The 19,388-nt window shown below is 43.6% G+C and carries 15 protein-coding genes; 7 read left to right on the top strand and 8 right to left on the bottom strand.

Annotated elements, in window-relative coordinates; translation table 11 throughout:
• Positions 1–159: 159 nt before the first annotated feature.
• Complete coding sequence (locus ACTJKG_RS21675; protein ID WP_440740402.1) at positions 160–1,953, top strand: DUF885 domain-containing protein; 1,794 nt, start codon at positions 160–162, stop codon at positions 1,951–1,953.
• A gap of 218 nt (positions 1,954–2,171) precedes the next feature.
• On the opposite strand, the gene ACTJKG_RS21670 is transcribed toward ACTJKG_RS21675, so the two are convergent.
• Positions 2,172–2,429: a hypothetical protein gene (locus ACTJKG_RS21670; protein ID WP_172336482.1), complete on the bottom strand. Its 258-nt coding sequence runs from the start codon at positions 2,427–2,429 to the stop codon at positions 2,172–2,174.
• A 142-nt stretch (positions 2,430–2,571) separates the two neighbouring features.
• Here ACTJKG_RS21670 and ACTJKG_RS21665 point away from each other — a divergent pair, with 142 nt between their 5' ends.
• Entirely contained in the window at positions 2,572–3,492 is a 921-nt protein-coding gene (locus tag ACTJKG_RS21665; protein ID WP_440740401.1) for a DUF6263 family protein, read from the top strand.
• Positions 3,493–3,696: 204 nt separating this feature from the next.
• Here ACTJKG_RS21665 and ACTJKG_RS21660 read toward each other — a convergent pair whose 3' ends face one another.
• Positions 3,697–4,056, bottom strand: coding sequence for a hypothetical protein (locus ACTJKG_RS21660; protein WP_172336484.1), 360 nt, complete (start codon positions 4,054–4,056; stop codon positions 3,697–3,699).
• 8 nt (positions 4,057–4,064) lie between these two features.
• Positions 4,065–4,679, bottom strand: a complete 615-nt coding sequence (locus ACTJKG_RS21655; protein WP_172336485.1) for a TNT domain-containing protein — start codon at positions 4,677–4,679, stop codon at positions 4,065–4,067.
• 418 nt (positions 4,680–5,097) lie between these two features.
• Between ACTJKG_RS21655 and ligA the strand changes: the two genes are divergently transcribed.
• From ligA to dapA, 4 genes are all read left to right on the top strand, one after another.
• On the top strand, positions 5,098–7,113 hold the full coding sequence (ligA, locus tag ACTJKG_RS21650; protein WP_172336486.1) for an NAD-dependent DNA ligase LigA: 2,016 nt from the start codon (positions 5,098–5,100) through the stop codon (positions 7,111–7,113).
• A 138-nt stretch (positions 7,114–7,251) separates the two neighbouring features.
• A complete protein-coding gene (locus tag ACTJKG_RS21645) occupies positions 7,252–7,479 on the top strand; it encodes a hypothetical protein (RefSeq protein WP_440740400.1) in 228 nt (75 codons plus the stop codon).
• Positions 7,480–7,600: 121 nt separating this feature from the next.
• On the top strand, positions 7,601–10,054 hold the full coding sequence (locus ACTJKG_RS21640; RefSeq protein WP_172336488.1) for a DUF5686 and carboxypeptidase regulatory-like domain-containing protein: 2,454 nt from the start codon (positions 7,601–7,603) through the stop codon (positions 10,052–10,054).
• Between the two features lie 582 nt (positions 10,055–10,636).
• Positions 10,637–11,515 (top strand): 4-hydroxy-tetrahydrodipicolinate synthase, encoded by an 879-nt coding sequence (gene dapA / locus ACTJKG_RS21635; RefSeq protein ID WP_172336489.1) that lies wholly within the window; start codon positions 10,637–10,639, stop codon positions 11,513–11,515.
• Positions 11,516–11,584: 69 nt separating this feature from the next.
• Here dapA and ACTJKG_RS21630 read toward each other — a convergent pair whose 3' ends face one another.
• The 4 genes from ACTJKG_RS21630 to ACTJKG_RS21615 form a co-directional block, all read right to left on the bottom strand.
• A complete protein-coding gene (locus ACTJKG_RS21630) occupies positions 11,585–11,767 on the bottom strand; it encodes a histone H1 (RefSeq protein WP_172336490.1) in 183 nt (60 codons plus the stop codon).
• Between the two features lie 311 nt (positions 11,768–12,078).
• The gene (locus ACTJKG_RS21625) at positions 12,079–13,512 is read right to left on the bottom strand and encodes a glycoside hydrolase family 125 protein (protein WP_172336491.1); all 1,434 of its coding nucleotides are present in this window, start codon (positions 13,510–13,512) and stop codon (positions 12,079–12,081) included.
• A 263-nt stretch (positions 13,513–13,775) separates the two neighbouring features.
• On the bottom strand, positions 13,776–15,512 hold the full coding sequence (locus ACTJKG_RS21620; protein ID WP_172336492.1) for a phospho-sugar mutase: 1,737 nt from the start codon (positions 15,510–15,512) through the stop codon (positions 13,776–13,778).
• 233 nt (positions 15,513–15,745) lie between these two features.
• Positions 15,746–16,525, bottom strand: coding sequence for a heparin lyase I family protein (locus ACTJKG_RS21615; RefSeq protein WP_172336493.1), 780 nt, complete (start codon positions 16,523–16,525; stop codon positions 15,746–15,748).
• A gap of 174 nt (positions 16,526–16,699) precedes the next feature.
• On the opposite strand from ACTJKG_RS21615, the gene ACTJKG_RS21610 reads away from it, so the two are divergent.
• Complete coding sequence (locus ACTJKG_RS21610; RefSeq protein ID WP_440740399.1) at positions 16,700–17,743, top strand: LacI family DNA-binding transcriptional regulator; 1,044 nt, start codon at positions 16,700–16,702, stop codon at positions 17,741–17,743.
• Between the two features lie 183 nt (positions 17,744–17,926).
• Here the strand turns inward: ACTJKG_RS21610 and ACTJKG_RS21605 are convergent, their stop codons facing one another.
• On the bottom strand, positions 17,927–19,171 hold the full coding sequence (locus ACTJKG_RS21605) for an aminotransferase class I/II-fold pyridoxal phosphate-dependent enzyme (RefSeq protein ID WP_172336495.1): 1,245 nt from the start codon (positions 19,169–19,171) through the stop codon (positions 17,927–17,929).
• Between the last annotated feature and the right edge of the window lie 217 nt (positions 19,172–19,388).

Here is a 19,388-nt window from a genome sequence, read left to right as displayed (position 1 = left end):
AGAGGGCTTTGATTTGCATGTCTCTTTTTTTATATTTCTAAAGCCCCTCTCCCTCGGAGAAGGGTTGGGGTAAGGTTAAAGTAACAAATTAATCTACGGTTTGATTTATTTGCGTTAAATGTTTTAAGTTTATCGTGCATTATTAAATCATTTTATCCCGTGATCATAAAAAATATATTCGTAAGGCTGGCTTTGGCCGTTATTATTTTCCTGGTTGCTTTTACCGGCTGTAAAAAAGATATGGGCGGTGGCGGCAGCGGCGCCCTGTTAGGTAAGGACGACGCGGCTTTTACCACTTATGAAAACTCCTTCCTGGAGCATTTATGGAAACTGAACCCCGACTGGGCAACTTCGGTAGGCTATCATAAGTACGATAGCTTATTGTACATCCCCAGCGAACAAAGCCGGAGCAAAATGCTGGAGTTTGTAAAATTCCAGATCGATTCGCTAAGTCGTTTTGAGGTGAACACACTTAACGAGAGCAACCGGATTGATTATAAAATAATGCAAAACCAGCTGGATTATACTCAATGGCAAATTGAACGCCTCAAATCATACGAGTGGGATCCATCGTCATATAACGTTATCAGTACCTTCGCCTATATGCTCAATGAGCATTATGCTCCCCTCATAAAGCGTATGCGCAACTTTTATCAGCGGCTGGCCAATGTCCCTGCTTATTACAAAGAGGCGCAGAAACAAATTAAAAACCCGGTTGCCGAACTTACTTCGCTGGCCATTGAACAAAACCTGGGCGGGCTTGATGTGATCGATAAAGATTTTGCCGACTCGCTCAAAAAAACAGATATACCTAAAGCCGAAAGAAAACTGATGACCGATCGTGCCGCGCTTGCCGTGCAGGCCATCAAAGGTTATACCGATTGGCTCAAGGCTTTAAAAAACGATCACCCACGCAGCTTTCGCCTGGGGAAAGATCTGTATGAAGATAAATTTAAATACGAAAACGTAGCTGCCAGCAACGGGCAGCAAACCTATAACGCGGCCATGCAGCGTAAAAAATACCTGCACAGCCAGATGGCCAAAATAAGTCGCGATCTGTGGCCAAAATACTTTGGAAGCAAAGCGATGCCTGGTGATACGTTAACACTCATCAGGGCCATGATTGATACCCTCTCGTCCAAACACGTGAAGCCTAATGATTTTCAGTCGGCCATTGTGCAGTTGATCCCCAAATTAAAAGATTTTGTAAAAACCAAGGACCTGCTTACGCTTGATCCTACCAAGCCACTCATTATACGCAAAGAACCCGGTTATATGGCTGGTGTGGCGGGTGCTTCCATGAGCGGCCCCGGCCCGTATGATAAAAATGGCAACTCGTATTACAACGTGGGCAGCCTGGCCGGCTGGAGCCCAGAGAAAGCAGAAAGCTATTTGCGCGAGTACAACCAGTATATCATCCAGATACTGAGCATCCATGAGGCTGTACCGGGGCATTATGTACAGGGTGTTTACGCCAATAAAGCGCCAAGCATCATCAAATCGGTATTTGGTAATGGCGCCATGAACGAGGGCTGGGCGGTATACTCCGAGGAAATGATGCTGGATAACGGTTACGGCAACAACGAGCCCGAAATGAGGCTGATGTGGTATAAGTGGCACCTGCGCTCGGTTTGTAACACCATATTGGATTACAGCGTGCACAGCAGCGACATGACGAGGGAACAGGCCATCAAATTACTAACCGCCGAAGCATTTCAGCAGCAGGCCGAAGCCGAAGGTAAATGGAAAAGGGTTAGCGTGAGCAGCGTGCAGCTCACCAGCTACTACACCGGCTACAAAGAGATCATTGACTTGCGCGATGCCTACAAAATAAAAATGGGCGATAAATATAAACTGAAAGACTTTAACGAAAAATTCCTGAGCTACGGCAGCGCCCCGGTTAAGTTTATCAAAGAAGCCATGCTGGCCAAACCGCCGGCGAGTAAGAATTGATTGCCCCTTTTGTCATGCTGAACGTAGTGAAGCATCTATTGTACGCTGTGCATATTGAAGAAGATCCTTCGCTATCGCTCAGGATGACAACTGTTGTAGTGGAGCCGCCAATGTTGGTATACACTCCTAAAAAAAGAGATAGCCCATGAATAATAAAAACTCATGGACTATGAACCATAAGCCATCACCCATGAACTATCAAATTCTTGTATGCTTTACTATGCGTAATGATTTTCGTAATAACGTATGATCTGATGCTCCAGCTGGGCTAATACATTATTTTCCAGCTTGCCCTGGCAGCAAACCAAATTATGCTTGCTTTTTTCCAGATCAACCTCTGCAATAACTTTACCCTGATCAACCACGCGGAATCGTCCTGCTTCATTTGGTAAAACGGCTACAATGCGTTCATCGTCCTTAAAATCGATCAACACATGAAACTGGTGTTGTGGTATAAATGCTATTGGCTGTAACATAAAAACCCCCTTTCCGTTGTTAAAATATACTAATGAAATATAAAGAGCATTGATTACTATAAAGTTAACGAAATTACTTTTAAATAATTGTTATGTTTTGCTGCAATTTTTTGTAATAACTTTAGCCTGCAATAAATACACTATGAAATATCTTTTCAGCCTGCTTTTAATCCTTGGCATAAATCTGTCATCACAAGCGCAAAAAATAAAACTCGCCCTGCACCTGTTGAAAGGCAATACCTACAATATGGTTACCAACACCACATCGGCCATTAAGCAAACCGTTAACGGGATGGATAACCATATCGAGATCAATATTAGCGGCACCACCTCGTTCAAAGTATTGAATGCCGATGATTCGCTGTATTATATGGAGGTTAACTATAAAAGCCTGGCCCTAAAAATGCAGCTCCCCAACGGTCCGGTGAACTATGATTCGAAGAAAAATGATCCGAACGATTTTATGTCGGGTATCCTGGCCGGCCTGGTCAACAAACCTTTTACCGCGACATTTACCAAAAGCGGCCGGGTAAAGTCGGTGGAGAATGTGGAGAACATGATCTCGTCGGTACTGGATAGTTTTCCGCAGGTTCAGGGTCCGCAGAAAGAGCAGATTAAGGCCCAGTTTCTGCAATCTTTTGGCGCCAAAGCCATCAAAGGCAGCATTGAACTGGCGATAGCCGTTCTTCCCGAAACACCGGTAGCTAAAAACGATAAGTGGACCATTAACACCAGCCTGGAAAGCGCCATGTCGGCCAAGGTAAGTACGGTTTATCAATTAACCGATATCAGCCCAACCAGCTATGTAATTCATGGCGAAGGAAAACTGGCTACCAACGCCACCGACGATTTTAAAAGGGTAGGCGATATGCCCATGAAATATAACATGACCGGCACTATGACCGCCGATATTAAGGCCGATAAGTTTACTGGCTGGATCAGCGAATCAAAAAGCAAACAGGTGATCAGCGGTACAGTGGATATCAAAGACAACCCCAAAGTACCGGGCGGTGTCAGCTTCCCGATGAGCGTGGTCAATGAATCGGTAACGACGGATAAGTAATGGTTTAAGCTCTATAAACAAGCCCTTGCAGGTAATCCTGCAAGGGCTTGTTTATATAAAATGGCTGTCATGCTGAGCTCCGTCGAAGCATGGAGGGCTGGCCTCTGCGCGCGCGCCTTCGACAAGCTCAAGGTGACAGACCCTTTTTTCCTCCCATACCCTCAGGCTCCCTTTCTGGAGACCCTGAGGTTCGCAGGTCAGGTTTTACTTAATCACCCACACCCCTTCCAGGTACAGCTTATAGCGCGTTGGCTGAAACTCGCCGTAGGCAAAAACAACTACGGTTTTACCTCTTTTGAAATAATACAGCTTCAGGTTATCGCTGCCCCGGTATTGGTGTAAAAAGCCACCATCGGGTGTAAAATCACCGGTTTTGATGATCGATTCAAAATCATCATCGCCGATAACGCTGCGCAGATCCTCAAAATCATGTTTAACAGCATCATCAAATGCAATGGCGTCGCCAAGGTCTGTTTCGGCATCCGGTTGGAAGGAACGGGACACAACATCCTGCTCGGCTCCGTCAAAGATCAGTGATCCTATCTTTTCATATTTTGTGATCATGGCTTGTGTTATTTAGTTTTTTGCTCCTTGATGTATCCTTCTTTTTTAAGATCATTAATGATATATGGTGTCTCGAACTGAACACCTAAACCCGGTTTACCGAACCATGGTATAATTACACCCCGCCTTACATTAGGTATAGGTTTTATAATTTTATAAACCCGGTAAGGCGAATTTAGTGTTTTATCTGGTAAAGCGCGCTTCGGAAAAGGTACGCCTGTTCTGGATACAAATGTACCACGATCCTGGAACACGCTGTCGGCATCAAAGTAGCCTCCGTAGCGGTCAATGAGTATCCCGGCAGGCAAGGTTATAACTTTCAGATCGACCGCGCCGCGGTTTGGCGGCCAGCCGCCATTGAGACTGTTAGCGGTAAAAAACTGTTCGAGTTTGGCCCACTTTTCTTGTTTCCAAAGCATCCAGGCGGTGTCGGCTAAGGGCTTCTTGGTACTGTCAGCAAAGTCTGATACTGATTTTACAAAATCATCATAACTGATGCCCCTTACTTTGGCATTTTTTGCAGGGACTTTGGCTTGCTGTGCGGGATGTTTTTTGGCTACCTGGGCCTGTGCCAGGAAAGGCATCAGGAAAACCGCCAGGAGCAGTAGTCTAATTTGTTTCATTGGTGCTTTGGTTTAAGTTAAATAATAATTAAACAAGTCGCAATTATTGCGCAAAACGAAATTAAACATTTAACATTAAGCAATAATTGAACTTTTTATTCATTTTGTATGGGTTGAAAACAGCGTTTAAGTCGGCTCACCTTATCTGCGCTTTGCTGGACAGCCCTTCTTCGCCTGCGGAGGAAAGAGGGTGGAAAAAAACAGGTTTGTCATGCTGAACGCAGTGAAGCATCTATTATTGAACTTTTCAATTGTAGAATAGATCCTTCGTTCCTCAGGATGACAAAAATCCCCCTTTCCGCCACAGGCGAAGAAGGAATATTGTCGGGGGTGAGTCTACCCCGTACTAATTTGAATTTCACTATGGAGTTTATAGTTTGTAAACTATGGAATAAAGTAATTTCTTAACTTCGCATCTATGTCACCAGCGGAAGCCAAAAACCAGATCAAGGCCTTAACAACCGAGTTAAAACAGCACAACTACAACTACTATGTGCTGGCCATGCCTACCATTGCCGATTTTGATTTTGATAAAAAATTAGAACAGCTGAACAAGCTGGAAAAGGAGTTCCCGGAATTTGCAGATCCGGATTCACCCACGCAAAAAGTTGGTGGCGACATTACTAAAGAGTTTGTGACCTACCGTCACCGCTGGCCCATGCTATCATTAGGCAACACTTATAACGAACAGGAACTGCTTGATTTTGATCAGCGCATCCGCAAGGCTATTGGCGATAATTTTGAGTATGTATGCGAGCTGAAGTTTGATGGCCTGTCCATGAGTTTAACTTATGAGGATGGTAAGCTGACGCGCGCCGTAACCCGTGGCGACGGTGTACAGGGCGACGAGGTAACCACTAACGTGCGCACCATTAATACCATACCCAAACGCCTGCATGAGGGTACCGACTACCCAAGCTACTTTGACATACGCGGCGAAGTTTTTATGCACCGTAAAGCCTTTGAGCGCCTCAATAATGAACGTTTGGAGAGCGGCGAAGTTGCGTATGCCAATCCACGTAACTTTGCATCTGGCACCATTAAAATGCAGGATTCGGCCGAGGTTGCTAAACGCCCGCTGGATTGTTTCCTATATTTCCTGTATACAGAAAAACTTGTATTTCAAACCCACTGGGAAAGCCTGCAGGCAGTTAAAAGCTGGGGGTTCCATACCAATGAGCATAGTCGCCTTTGCGGTAATATTGATGAGGTGTTTGAGTTTATAACCAAATGGGATAAGGACCGCTTTGGCCTGAGCTATGATATCGACGGTATTGTGATCAAGGTAAATAACTATTCGCAGCAGCAGGAGCTTGGCTTTACAGCCAAATCGCCGCGCTGGGCCATAGCCTATAAATTTAAAGCCGAGCGAGTAGAAACCGAACTGTTGAGCGTAAGCTATCAGGTTGGCCGCACGGGTGCGGTTACACCGGTGGCTAATTTAAAACCGGTATTGCTGGCCGGTACCACAGTTAAACGGGCCACTTTGCACAATGCCAACGAGATTATCCGACTGGATCTGCACGAAGGCGATACCGTTTTTGTGGAAAAAGGCGGCGAGATCATCCCGAAGATTATCAGCGTAAACCCCGAGAAAAGGGCGCAGAATGCTGTGCCTGTAGTATATCGTACTACCTGCCCTGCCTGTGATACCCCATTGGAGCGCAAGGAAGGCGAGGCCGCTTTTTATTGCCCAAATGATGAGGGCTGTCCACCGCAAATTGTGGGTAAAATGCAGCATTTTATCGGCCGTAAAGCTATGGATATTGACGGCTTGGGCGATGAGACCATAGAAACCCTGTATTCACGCGGGTTTATTAGTCATATCAGCGATATTTATAAGCTGCATGAGCATGCCGATGAGCTAAAAAAGATGGATCGCTTTGGCGATAAATCCATCACCAACATGCTGGATGGTATCGAAAAATCCAAACAAATGCCTTTTGAAAAAGTGCTGTTTGGCCTCGGTATCCGCTATATTGGCGAAACGGTTGCCAAAAAACTGGCCATCCACTTTAAATCTATCGACGGACTAATGGCTGCTACCACGGAAGAGCTGGTAACCGCCGATGAAATTGGCGAGCGCATAGCCCAAAGCATTATTGACTATTTTGCAGATGAAAAACACCGGGAAGAAATTGAAAAATTAAAAGCCCTGGGACTGCAATTTGTAGTGGAGATAAAAGAAGTAAAACTGGCCAGCGAAAAACTGAGCGGGCAAAGCTTCATCATATCAGGTGTGTTTGAAAAATTCTCCCGCGATGAACTGAAGGATATGATAGAGCAGAATGGCGGTAAAATTCTGAGCAGCATATCGTCCAAACTCAGCTATGTGGTTGCCGGCGACAATATGGGGCCAGCCAAACTGGAGAAAGCGCAAAAGCTAAATATCCCCATCATCAGCGATGATGAATTATTGGCTATGATAGGCTAATTTTGTTAAAACTTTACCCATAGTTATTGGTTTATAAAATAAGATTGGTATATAATTAGCTTTTATTCAACATAATAAACGCTGATTATATATTTTTTTCGTAATTTCATTAACCATTACCAATAAGAGCCAGTCATCATGGGAGCCATCATTCCTATACAGGAAAATATTTTTTGCGAACCCTGCAAAGACTGCGGTGCCAGACCAATTATTGAACAAATAAAAGGAGCATTTACCGTTCGTTGCCCAAATGACAAAACCCACTATAAAACCAAACTTGGCCTGGTAAATATTGAAGACTGGAACCTGAAAAATAAAACGTATCCTCCCCTGGGCAATACAAAAAATCCACAAAAGGCATCCTGATCAATCATTCCCTATCGGAACCTCCGTATTATTTTTATTTTTTAGATTTCACATTATTTAACAAAACTGTGTTGTAACATTTAGTAATTAAGCTTCATCTTAGTACAAACTACCTTACTACATGAAATTTACATTACTATCTATCTTGCTTTTTATATCGGGGATTCCTGTATTTGCCCAGCAACTTACCATCAGTGGTAAAATAACCGATGAGCAAAACAAACCAGTTCCTTTCGCATCCATTTATATCAAAAATACTTCTAAAGGCACCTCGGCCAATAGCGAGGGCGTGTATCAGCTGCAACTAAGCGCAGGCAATTACGAACTACAATACAAAGCGGTTGGCTATGGACAGCAAAGTCGCAAGGTAAACCTTACTGCTAACCAGGTGATCAACATCTCGCTCCCAACCGAAACTTACCAGCTTAAATCGGTAGCCATTCATGCCGGCAGCGAAGATCCTGCCTATGCTATTATCCGCAAGGCCATCAAAAAACGCAAAACTTATTTAAACGAGGTTAAAGCCTACACTTGTGATATTTATATCAAAGGCCTGCAAAAGCTATTAGCCGCACCCAAAAAGTTCCTGGGCTTTGATGTACAAAAAGCCACCAACGAGGCTGGTCTCGACTCCAACCGTACGGGGATTGTTTATCTGTCCGAATCCGAATCAAAATACAGTTTTGTACGCCCCAACAAGGTACATGAAGTGCAGGTATCCTCCAAAGTATCGGGCCAAAACAGGGCATTCAGTTTTAACCGGGCATCAGATATGGCGGTTAATTTTTATGAGAATTTCGAAACCTGGGACGGCCTGAGCAACCGCCCGCTGGTATCGCCTATTGCCGACAATGCCCTGTTCTATTATAACTATAAATGGATGGGCCTCACTGTTGAGAACGGCGAAACCATCAATAAAATACAGGTAACCCCCAAGCGCGCGCATGACCCTTGTTTTGAAGGCTACATTTATATACTGGATGATAGCTGGCGATTATCGGCCCTGCAGTTGTTCATCACCAAAAAGGCCAATATCAATCTGGTTGATACCCTTAAGGTGAACCAGCAATTTTATCCCGTTAATAATACCGCATGGATGCCTGCCAGTGTTAAGTTTGAATTCACCGGCGGCTTGTTGGGTTTCCGTGTGGGCGGATATTATATTTCGATATATAAGAATTATGATCTGGAACCAAATTTTGCGAAAACCAACTTTGCCGAGGTTTTGCACATTGATAAAGGCACCAACAAAGATTCGACCTATTGGAACCAGCAGCGCCCCATCCCACTCACCGGTGAAGAACAAATCGACTATATCAACAAGGGCAAACTCGCCCGCAAACGCGAGTCGAAACAATATCTCGATTCGTTGGATAAAGCCAATAATGAGGTAAAACCCCTGGGTGTATTGGTTACCGGTGTTGATGTACGCAACCGTTATAAAAAAGAAACTTTCCATTATGATGGATTATTGGGTTCGGCGCTTTACAATACCGTAGAAGGTTTTGCTATCAACTACGGCTTATCCTACACCAAAGTGATCGATACGCTTAATCACCGTTCGCTTGCGCTGGACGGGCATGTGCGTTACGGCTTTTCCAATCATTTACTCAACGGTACCGCAGGCGCGGCTATACCCATAGGCCAACGATTCACATTAGGCATCCGCGGCGGATCTGACATTACCGACCTCAACAACCAGCAACCGGTTTCTACCCTGGTTAACTCTTTGTATACCTTGTTTGAGCGGCAAAACTACCAGAAGCTTTATCAAAAACAATTTGCATCGGCTTCCTTTTCCGGTCGTGTTGTGGGTGGATGGCTGGCCAGCGCAACGGTAGAATGGGCCAACCGTAAATCACTGACTAACAGCACTACCTACAGCTTTTTTAGTCCGCAAAATCACCAGTTTACCTCCAATAACCCGTTAAGCCCGGCGCAGGATAGTCCCTTGTTCCCGGAGAACCAATCGTTCAAAATAGCTTTGCGTACCAGCTATAATTTTAGCGATCAGTATGAAACTTACCCATCAGGTCGCAGGTACCTGCCATCAAAATATCCTACCATCGGGATAAATTATACCAAGGGGATAAAAAACGTACTGGGATCTGATGTAGATTATGCCCTGCTGAGTGCCGATATATCCAAATCAAACATCGATATGGGCTTTTACGGCAAAACCTCCTTTTTTATAGGCGCGGGCAAATTTCTGAACGCCAATAAATTATACTTCCCCGATTATAAACACTTTGACGGCAACCAGTTATTAGTCTATACCCCGGGCATCAACCGGTTCCTGCTGCTGGATTATTATAATTTCAGCACACCTGATAAATATGCCGAAGGTCACCTGGAACACAATTTCATGGGTTTTATCACCAATAAGATACCGATCATCCGCAAGTTAAAGCTGCAAGAAATTGTCGACGTAAATTATCTGTACACCCCTACCCTTAAAAATTATACCGAACTGGGTTTCGGTCTGCAATATTTAAATATCAGGCTGATGTACGGCAAATCATTCAACAGCGGCAGCAATACCAATTCGGCAGTAAGACTGGGGGTTTCTTTTTAGTGAGTGTGAGTGTGAGAAAAAATAAAGGCCCGGTTTTACCAGGCTTTTATTTTTATCATTTTTTCTTTTCCTGTCAGCAGAACAGCTTCGGGCGAAAGCGGGCAGAACAATGGTAGACTGTGCGGCTGCGGGGCACAGCAAGTTTTTGCTGAAGCGCAAGAGTGTGCGAACGCAGTAGCGCAAAATAATTGCAGCCCTGGTTCTGTCTGATTTGCAGGGCAAAGGCCAAGTGCGGCAAAGAAGCATTTCTGGTGAAAGCCTTTTGGTTACTTTGTGGCTACAAAGTAACTGGCCCTCCCGCGGCCAAGAGCGGGTATACGCTATACAACGCGAAGAATAGATCCTTCGCTACGCTCAGGATGACAAACTTAAATGAGATTATTAATGATGTGTTTGTTTTTTGGTATTAATGAGCTCCCTCTGGTCGGTTGTCTTCGTTCGTTCGAGATGACAATCTGAATAGATAAAATGTGTAAAAACATGGTTTAAATCACGTAGGCATATTTTTCATTACTCAAAACTCACCAATCACTACTCACTACTCACCACTAATCACTATATTAGCGTCCTTTAATTTTACTCATGAATATATTTTACGGAACAGGGGTAGCCATGGTGACCCCTTTTCAGGCGGATGGTCAAGTTGACTACGAGGGTTTGAGAAACCTTATTGAACATTTGATTGATGGCGGGGTGCAATACCTGGTATCATTAGGTACAACCGGCGAAAGTGCCACATTGAATGCCGCCGAGCGAAAGCAGGTTTGGGCATTTACCGCGGAGGTTGTCAAGAAGCGCGTAAATTTGGTTGCCGGTATAGGTGGCAATAATACTCATGAGGTAGTGGAGCAGATCAAAGAGTTTAATGTTACTGGCTACGATGCCATACTATCATCAAGCCCGCATTATAACAAACCTACCCAGGAGGGTATATACCAGCACTATAAAGCCATAGCGCAGGCAGCACCACTACCGGTAATTTTATATAACGTACCCAGCCGCACCGGCAGCACCATTGCTGCGGAAACAACCGTGCGCCTGGCCCGCGATTTTAAAAATATCATTGGTATTAAAGAAGCATCGGGCAATTTCGATCTGTTTAACCAGTTGATGCGCGATAAGCCGGAAGAGTTTTTAGTAATATCGGGCGATGATCCGGTTACCCTGCCGATGATGGCGATGGGAGCTGTGGGCGTGATATCTGTTATTGGTAACGCCTTGCCAAAACCATTATCAGCCATGATAGGCCTATTGCTGAATAATGATTACAAAGCCGCGCAAAAAATAAATGCCAGCCTGGTTGAGTTTACCCGGCTTATGTTTGTGGAAGGTAACCCCGCCGGTGCCAAAAACGCGCTGAAACATTTAGGGGTTTGTGGTGAAACTTTAAGATTACCACTTGTACCGGTAAGCAGCAAAACAGCTGATGCTATTAAACTGGAAACAGCCAGGCTTTCCTAAAATAAAATATGTTGAATAAAAAAACCCGGTTATTGGATAACCGGGTTTTTTATTGGAATAAGAAAAACCTTACTTAGCTTCTTTATTTTTAGCTTCCTGTACTTCCAGACGGATAGCCTGTGCCAGGTTTTTAAGATCTTGCATACCTTTACGAACACGTGTTCCGGCAGCGCTGTTTCCTTTGTTGTAGAATTTGTCGGCGTCGGCCTCCAATGAAGCTACAAGCTCTTTTACTTCAGTAAATTTTTTCATTTAATTACTCCTTTTAAAATTATTGAGGTTTATTGTTTTAACTAAAGCTAATCTATAATGTTTTTTTTTAATTAAAAATTTTTAAGGCAGAAAAATACTGCCTTAAAAGTGGTTTTTTTCCACATTTTAAAGGCTTAATGAATATTTAAGCAGCTATATATTATATTAAAAACAAACATTAATAAAATATATTCTATAATATTTTATTAATAAAACATATTAAATACAAAATAACTTTAAATAATAATATTTTATATGATTTTAGTTAACAAAACTCGTATTTTAATACCATCCATATATTAAAAATCGTATTAAATGATTTTCTGCAATATATCCGGATAATGTTGATGTGTTTTGATGATCAATTCGCCAAATAAGGTATTGGCCCAGGCAAACCATTTACGGGTAAAATCATCGGCATTATCTTTATTGAACGACTCATGCATAAAGCCGGTACCGGCATGAGTGGTCTTTAATAATCGTAGGCATTCGGTGATCTCGTCTTTATGTGTAGACGTTAAGCCCCGCATAATAATAGCCATAGGCCATATATAACCAATGCCTACGTGCGGGCCACCAATACCTTCGGCTACCTTGCCTTTAAAAAAGTAAGGGTTATTTTCGCTCAGCACAAATTTCCGGGTGTTCTGGTACAACAGATCGTTAACTGGCAATGAATCGAGGTAAGGCAATGCCAGCAAACTGGGCACGTTGGAGTCGTCCATAAATAACTGGTTACCGTAGCCATCAACCTCAAAAGCTAATATTTTGCCATACTCCGGGTGTTGGGCCACCGCGTACTTTTTAAGCGCAGCCTCCACTTCGGTGGCCAAGGCACGGCAAGCAGAGGATGTTCCGCTATCATTACCAATAGTGGCATACATTTCGGCCATTTGATTTAAGCTGGTAACCGCGAAATAATTTGACGGGATCAGGAATGGATAAATGGTGGCATCATCTGAAGGACGGAAGATAGAACAGATCAATCCTACAGGCTTAACCGGGTTACCGTAGCCCCTGTTGGGCGCGGTATCACTGGCTACTTCGGTTTTCCGTTGAAAATGATAAGGACCTTTACTCTCTTTACGCTGCTGCTCCTTAAAAGTTTTCAGGATGATCTTACCTGCTTTTTGCCAGCTTTCATCAAAAAAGCTGCTGTCGCCGCTGATCTTCCAGTAGTTATAAGCCAGCCTTACAGGATAGCAAAGCGAATCGATCTCCCATTTGCGCTCATGCAGTTCGGGTTTCATATCGGTATTGTCGGTATCCCACTCGCTGCCGGTTGGGCCCTGGTTAAAGGCATTGGCATAAGGGTCTATCTGCACACACTTAGCCTGACGGCTCAATACACCCAATATCAGCTTTTGCAGCGCCGGATCATTTTTGATGAGTGGCAGATACGGCCAAACCTGAGCGGATGAATCGCGCATCCACATGGCGTTAATATCGCCGGTAATCACAAATGTATCAGGCTTGCCACCGGCTTCGGAATAGTTTACCGTAGTATCCAGAGTATTGGGATAGCAGTTTTCAAACAGCCAGGCCAGTTCCGGATCTTTAATATCTTTTTTCACCTTTTGAATAATGGCCTCAACCGCCTTACTGGTAAATTTACGATCGGCCAGTTTAGGTCGTTTACTTTCAAAAGCAGGCAAAGTGCTGGCAAATAATGACGGTGTAACACCCAGGGTAATACCCGCGGCGGCCACGCCGTTCAGTTTGATAAAATGTCTTCTGGTGAGCATAAAGATTTTTTAATGGTAACTGTAAAAATATAAAAGCCTTTGATTATCCGAAAGACATTGGGATTTTATTTTAAAAGGTTTTAGCAAGGGGGTATTTCGCCACCACGTCATTGCGAGCGCAGCGTGGCAATCCCCTACTTACAGAGCGGCTCTGCTTATTGGGGATTGCCACGCTGCGCTCGCAATGACGCGTGTATTTATTAAACAACAAAAGGCGCCTAAGGCGCCTCTTGTTGTTTGGATATACTTTATTCAAAGAGTACTTAAACTCCCAAGTCCTTCATAATGGTATCAATCTTTGCTTCCAATTGATGATCCGTTTCATGATAAGCGGCTTTGCTGGCCAGCTTGCCGTTTACGCTGCAATAGAATTTGATCTTAGGCTCGGTGCCTGAAGGACGGGCAGAGATGATGCTTCCGTCTTCGGTGATGAACTGTAGCACATCTGATTTTGGCAATTCCAGTGCTTTGGTGGTATTATTGTTCAAATCGGTTTCGATTCCTTTTTCGTAATCTTTCAGCGTGATCACCTTTGAGCCCCCCAAGGTAGCCGGCGGGTTATTCCTGAATTTATCCATCATCGCCACGATCTCTTCGGCACCAGTTTTACCTTTTTTGGTGATCGAGATCAGCTTTTCTTTATAGAAACCATACTGTACATACGTATCAATAAGCGCCTCAAACAAGCTACTGCCCTTATCTTTATAATAAGCAGTCATTTCGGCAATAAACGCGCTGGATACAATAGCATCCTTATCGCGTACCAGCTCACCTACCAGGTAGCCGTAGCTTTCTTCGCCGCCACCAATGAAGGTTTGCTTGCCCTGCAGTTGGGTCATCAGCTCGCCAATATATTTAAAGCCGGTAAGCGTATTATAATAGGTAACGTTTTTGGCTTTGGCTATCGCCTCGATGAGGTTGGAGGTTACAATCGTTTTAACGATGTACTCCTTACCGGTAAGTTTGCCTTTATCCTGCCATGCGGTCAACAGGTAATTGATGAGCAAGCTACCGGTTTGATTACCGTTAAGCAGTATAAATTCGTTCTGATCATTTTTTACGGCGATACCTACACGGTCGGCATCCGGATCAGTGGCCAATACCAGGTCGGCATCGGTTTCCCGTGCCTTTTTCAGAGCCAGCGTTAATGCTTCTTTTTCTTCGGGGTTTGGATATACTACCGTTGGAAAATTACCATCGGGCGTGGTTTGTTCATCAACCAGTATCACATTCTCAAACCCAAAAAGCTCAAGAGCTTTGGGTGTTAAGGTGATACCTGTTCCGTGAATGGGCGAGTACACGATCTTAAGATCTTTCTGCCTTTTAATCGCCTCTGGCGATACAGAAAGCTTAACAATTTCGGCCAGGTATAAGTCGTCTATGTCTTTACCTATCGTTTCTATATTTTCTTCAACACGGTTAAATTTAACCTCATCAATACTTTTTATAGCTGCTACTTCGTCCATTACAGCTTTATCATGCGGGGCAACCAGTTGGCCGCCGTCATCGCCGTAGGCTTTATAACCATTATATTCTTTTGGATTGTGCGATGCGGTAAGCATTACCCCACTTTTGCAACCCAGGTGACGTACTGCAAAGGATAGCTCTGGCGTTGGGCGCAGCGCTTCAAAATAATATACGTGGATTCCATTTGCCGAAAAAACCTCGGCCGTTGTAGATGCCAGAAGATCGGCATTGTTACGACTGTCATGCGCGATGGCTACTTTAATTTTTTCGCCGGGGTAAGTCTTTTTAAGATAGTTGGCTAAACCTTGAGTAGCGGTACCAATGGTGTACTTATTAACGCGGTTTGAGCCCGGGCCCATGATGCCGCGAAGACCACCTGTTCCAAATTCCAGGTCTTTGTAAAACGAGTCTGTTAATTCTGTATATGCCTTATCATCCAGTAATTTTTGTATCTGTTGTTTAACATCAGCATCGTAGCTGCCTTGAAGCCATGTATTTACTTTTTGTAGTACGGAGGGGTCTAATTCTTGCATGTGCACCTTTATTAATGGATAATTTGTTAAAATCAGTTTGATAACAAATATGGCAATAAAATGTGTGCGTGCAATTGAACAATAAAATATTTTATAACGTCATTGCGAGCGTAGCGTGGCAATCCCCAACTTACAGAGCGGCTCTACTAATCGGGGATTGCCACGCTACGCTCGCAATGACGTACGGACGGAGATCAAAAAGAAGCCCCGGTAAACCGGGGCTTCTTTTTGATCTATTGAGCTACATCTGCATAACTCGTACCGATACGTATCTTTTTAACAATATGAGTGGCCTGTGAAGCATCACCGCCATATACGCCCCATTTCGGGTCGCAGTAATCGCTGTCAAAAGTACGGCAATAGTATCGCTGACTATTATTGGTAAATGTTTGTTTCACCCCATTATACCACAATTCAATATAGCCATCGGTGGCATTATCTGATAATTTGATACGTAAAACAAAAGATTGCCAGGTGCTCACCGAAAGTGGGATTGACCATGGCACACTGGCCACATGATTGATATCAAAGTATTGTAGCTCCAGGTTGCCGTTATTGGTGCGCAGCATTAATGGATGGTTGGCTGTATTACTGGTAGGGTATGATTTCCACTGGAATACGGCATCCGTTTTTAATGTGGTAGGCATATATAGTTTGTCTGTCCACCCGATGTAAAACTCGGAGCCTATTTGTGCCTGGTAGTTTTTGGCGCCGTGACCCTCGGTGCGGTGACTGCCCTCCGGTTTGGTGAATTGCCAGCAAAGTGTATTAGTCTCGTCATTCACGGTTGTCATCGCGCCCGAACCTTCGATGTTTACATCCTTCCACACATTGCTTGAACCAAGGGAGGCATCCCCATTAAATAACAGCGACATAGTGCTCAGTTTCCCGTTACTTTGCGTAGCATTGCCTCCATTACTTACTGGATTGGTCTTTACATCTTTGGTACATTGCGATAGCAATAGCATGCAACCAGCCCCTAAGGCAGTTGCCATTAGTTGAATTTTTCTCATTCTTCTTTAGTTTATAGATGGTTTATAATATATTTACGCAACCGGTTGTGTAAATATATAAAATTAATTCACAAAAGAATTTTTATTGTAATTTATTGTGTACCTGAAAGATTATTTATAGCGGGAATAAATGATAAATTAGATGCTTTTCCGCAACATACGTACAATGCAGGCATGAGTATAGAGGATCGTTATAAATTAAATAAAGAAATTACTTTAATTGATATAGCCAATGAATTAAATGTTTCTAAAAGCACCGTATCCCGGGCGCTCCAGAATCATCATTCTATTGGCGCCGAAACTACGAAAGCCGTGCATGAACTGGCCAAAAAATACCATTATCAACCCAACGCTATTGCTGCCAGCTTATTTAAGAAATCCACCAAAACCATTGGGGTGATTGTCCCCATCCTATCCCATTACTTTTTTTCGACGGTTATTGCCGGAATTGAGGATGTGGCCTATAAAGCCGGGTATAAGGTGATCATTTGCCAGTCGCACGAGTTGTACGAAAGAGAAGTGATCGTATCCAAAACATTGTTATCGGCGAAGGTAGATGGACTGATCGTGTCCGTTTCAAAAGAAACCGTCAATATGGATCACTTTCAGCAATTCCTGGATAAGAACATCCCTTTGATCTTTTTTGACAGGCTGCCTACAGGCATTCAAAGCAACAGCGTATCGGTTGATGATTATGAAGGCGCCTTTAAAATAGTTGAACACCTGATTGAGCAGGGCTGTAAAAGAATAGCCCACTTTACCGGGCCATTGAATATCGCACTGGCACAAAACAGATTGCAGGGGTACAAAGATGCACTACGAAAGCACCACATCCCCGTAAATGATGAACTAATATACGAATGTGGTTTTGAAAGAACCCAGGGAATAACCACTACAGAAAAGTTACTCACCGATCAGGTTTCCGTCGATGCCATATTCGCAGTCTGCGATCCGGTGGCTATAGGGGTAATGCTTACCTTAAAGCAAAAGAGTATCAAGATACCTCACGATATCGCGGTTGTTGGTTTTAACGATGATCCTACTGCTACGGTTATAGATCCTCCCTTAACAACTGTTGCCCAACCAGCATTTAAAATTGGCGTGGCCGCAGCTGATATTTTCTTAAAACAAGTGATTGGGCCAAGTAGGAGCTATATCAAAGAAGTATTAAAAACGAATTTGACTATCAGGCAATCGAGCCTTCGGAAGAATAGATAAATAAGTAAATTCGGATAAGCAACAAGCAAAGACATGTCATTCAGTGTAGCATGACAATCCCCTACTTATGAGGCGGACCTTCTTTTTGGGGATTGCCACGCTGCGCTCGCAATGACGCGCTTTAACAAACAAAGGCCACAGTTTCCTGTGGCCTTTGTTTGTTTTTATGTTTCAAGAAAAAACTTAAGCTATTTCCAGCTTGTTCTCTTTGTAATAACCAGATTTTAGTTTTTCGGCCATTTCGCTGTAGGCGTCAAGCGTGCGTTGTACATCCTCTAAAGAATGCACAGCGGTTGGTATAATACGCAACACAATTAATCCTTTAGGGATAACCGGGTAGATCACGATAGAGCAGAAGATACCATAGTTTTCGCGCAAGTCGCGGGTTAAGCTGGTGGCTTCATAAAGATCGCCCTTTAAAAATACCGGGGTAACCATACTATTGCTTTGACCAAGATCAAAACCACGCTCTTTTAAACCTTTTTGAAGCGTATTAGCTATCAGCCATAGTTTTTCGCGCAGCTCAGGTTTTGATTTTAATAGTTCAAAACGCTTTTTCAAACCTATAACCATTGGCATTGGCAATGCTTTGGCAAATGTTTGGGAGCGCATATTATAACGCAGGAAATGGATGATCTGCTCATCGGCGGCTACAAACGCGCCGATACCTGCCATCGATTTGGCAAAGGTTCCGAAATATACATCAACACCATCTACACAATCCTGCTCTTCGTGGGTACCGCCACCATTTTTACCCATGGTACCAAAGCCATGCGCATCATCAACCAGTAAACGGAAATCGAATTTCTTTTTAAGCTCAACAATTTCTTTTAGCTTACCCTGAACTCCCGACATACCAAAAACACCTTCGGTGATCAGCAGGATACCTCCGCCGGTTTGCTCCACCAGACGTGTAGCACGTTCCAGTTGCTTTTCGCAGCTTTCCACATCGTTATGCTGATAAACAAAACGTTTTCCCATGTGCAGGCGCACACCATCAATGATACAAGCGTGCGATTCCGCGTCATAAACAATAACGTCATTCCTGTCAACCAGCGCATCTATAATGGATACCATACCCTGGTAACCGTAGTTCAATAAAAAAGCGGCTTGTTTGCCAACAAATGCAGCGAGGTTATTTTCCAGCTCTTCGTGATGGATAGAGTTACCAGACATCATGCGTGCACCCATCGGGTAAGCCATGCCGTAATCCGCAGCCGCTTTCGCGTCCGCTTCTCTTACTTCGGGGTGATTGGCTAAACCCAGGTAATTGTTCAGGCTCCAGATCAAATGTTCTTTGCCATTAAATTGCATATGCGGGCCAATCTCTCCTTCCAGTTTAGGGAATGAAAAATAACCGTGCGACCATTTTTGATGCTGACCGATAGGGCCGCCAGAGTTTTTTGTTATTTTGTCAAATAGATCCAAAATAGTATGCTTTTGAAGATAGTATTTTAAAATACAAATATAGCCCTTTATCCTGCTTGCAGCAATAGCTATAACTTTTTAGAATAGGTTATAACTAAAGTAATAGAGTCAAGACTATTAGAGTCAGGAATCAAGACTTGAAAAAAACGTATTATTTTAAACAAGAACAGGAAAGTTATCTAAGATTTATTCTTTGATAGCTTTCCTGTCTTTAATT

Source organism: Mucilaginibacter sp. 22184, assembly GCF_052045695.1.
Classification (GTDB): domain Bacteria; phylum Bacteroidota; class Bacteroidia; order Sphingobacteriales; family Sphingobacteriaceae; genus Mucilaginibacter.
The sequence above is the reverse complement of the archived record's forward strand: the minus strand, read 5'-3'. Positions and strand labels throughout refer to the sequence as shown.

Bases quoted from the DNA above. Each gene is read 5' to 3' on its own strand.
- ACTJKG_RS21670 (WP_172336482.1), bottom strand. From the start codon at position 2,429: ATGTTACAGCCAATAGCATTTATACCACAACACCAGTTTCATGTGTTG.
- ACTJKG_RS21665 (WP_440740401.1), top strand. From the start codon at position 2,572: ATGAAATATCTTTTCAGCCTGCTTTTAATCCTTGGCATAAATCTGTCA.
- ACTJKG_RS21660 (WP_172336484.1), bottom strand. From the start codon at position 4,056: ATGATCACAAAATATGAAAAGATAGGATCACTGATCTTTGACGGAGCC.
- ACTJKG_RS21655 (WP_172336485.1), bottom strand. From the start codon at position 4,679: ATGAAACAAATTAGACTACTGCTCCTGGCGGTTTTCCTGATGCCTTTC.
- ligA (WP_172336486.1), top strand. From the start codon at position 5,098: ATGTCACCAGCGGAAGCCAAAAACCAGATCAAGGCCTTAACAACCGAG.
- ACTJKG_RS21645 (WP_440740400.1), top strand. From the start codon at position 7,252: ATGGGAGCCATCATTCCTATACAGGAAAATATTTTTTGCGAACCCTGC.
- ACTJKG_RS21640 (WP_172336488.1), top strand. From the start codon at position 7,601: ATGAAATTTACATTACTATCTATCTTGCTTTTTATATCGGGGATTCCT.
- dapA (WP_172336489.1), top strand. From the start codon at position 10,637: ATGAATATATTTTACGGAACAGGGGTAGCCATGGTGACCCCTTTTCAG.
- ACTJKG_RS21630 (WP_172336490.1), bottom strand. From the start codon at position 11,767: ATGAAAAAATTTACTGAAGTAAAAGAGCTTGTAGCTTCATTGGAGGCC.
- ACTJKG_RS21625 (WP_172336491.1), bottom strand. From the start codon at position 13,512: ATGCTCACCAGAAGACATTTTATCAAACTGAACGGCGTGGCCGCCGCG.
- ACTJKG_RS21620 (WP_172336492.1), bottom strand. From the start codon at position 15,512: ATGCAAGAATTAGACCCCTCCGTACTACAAAAAGTAAATACATGGCTT.
- ACTJKG_RS21615 (WP_172336493.1), bottom strand. From the start codon at position 16,525: ATGAGAAAAATTCAACTAATGGCAACTGCCTTAGGGGCTGGTTGCATG.
- ACTJKG_RS21610 (WP_440740399.1), top strand. From the start codon at position 16,700: ATGAGTATAGAGGATCGTTATAAATTAAATAAAGAAATTACTTTAATT.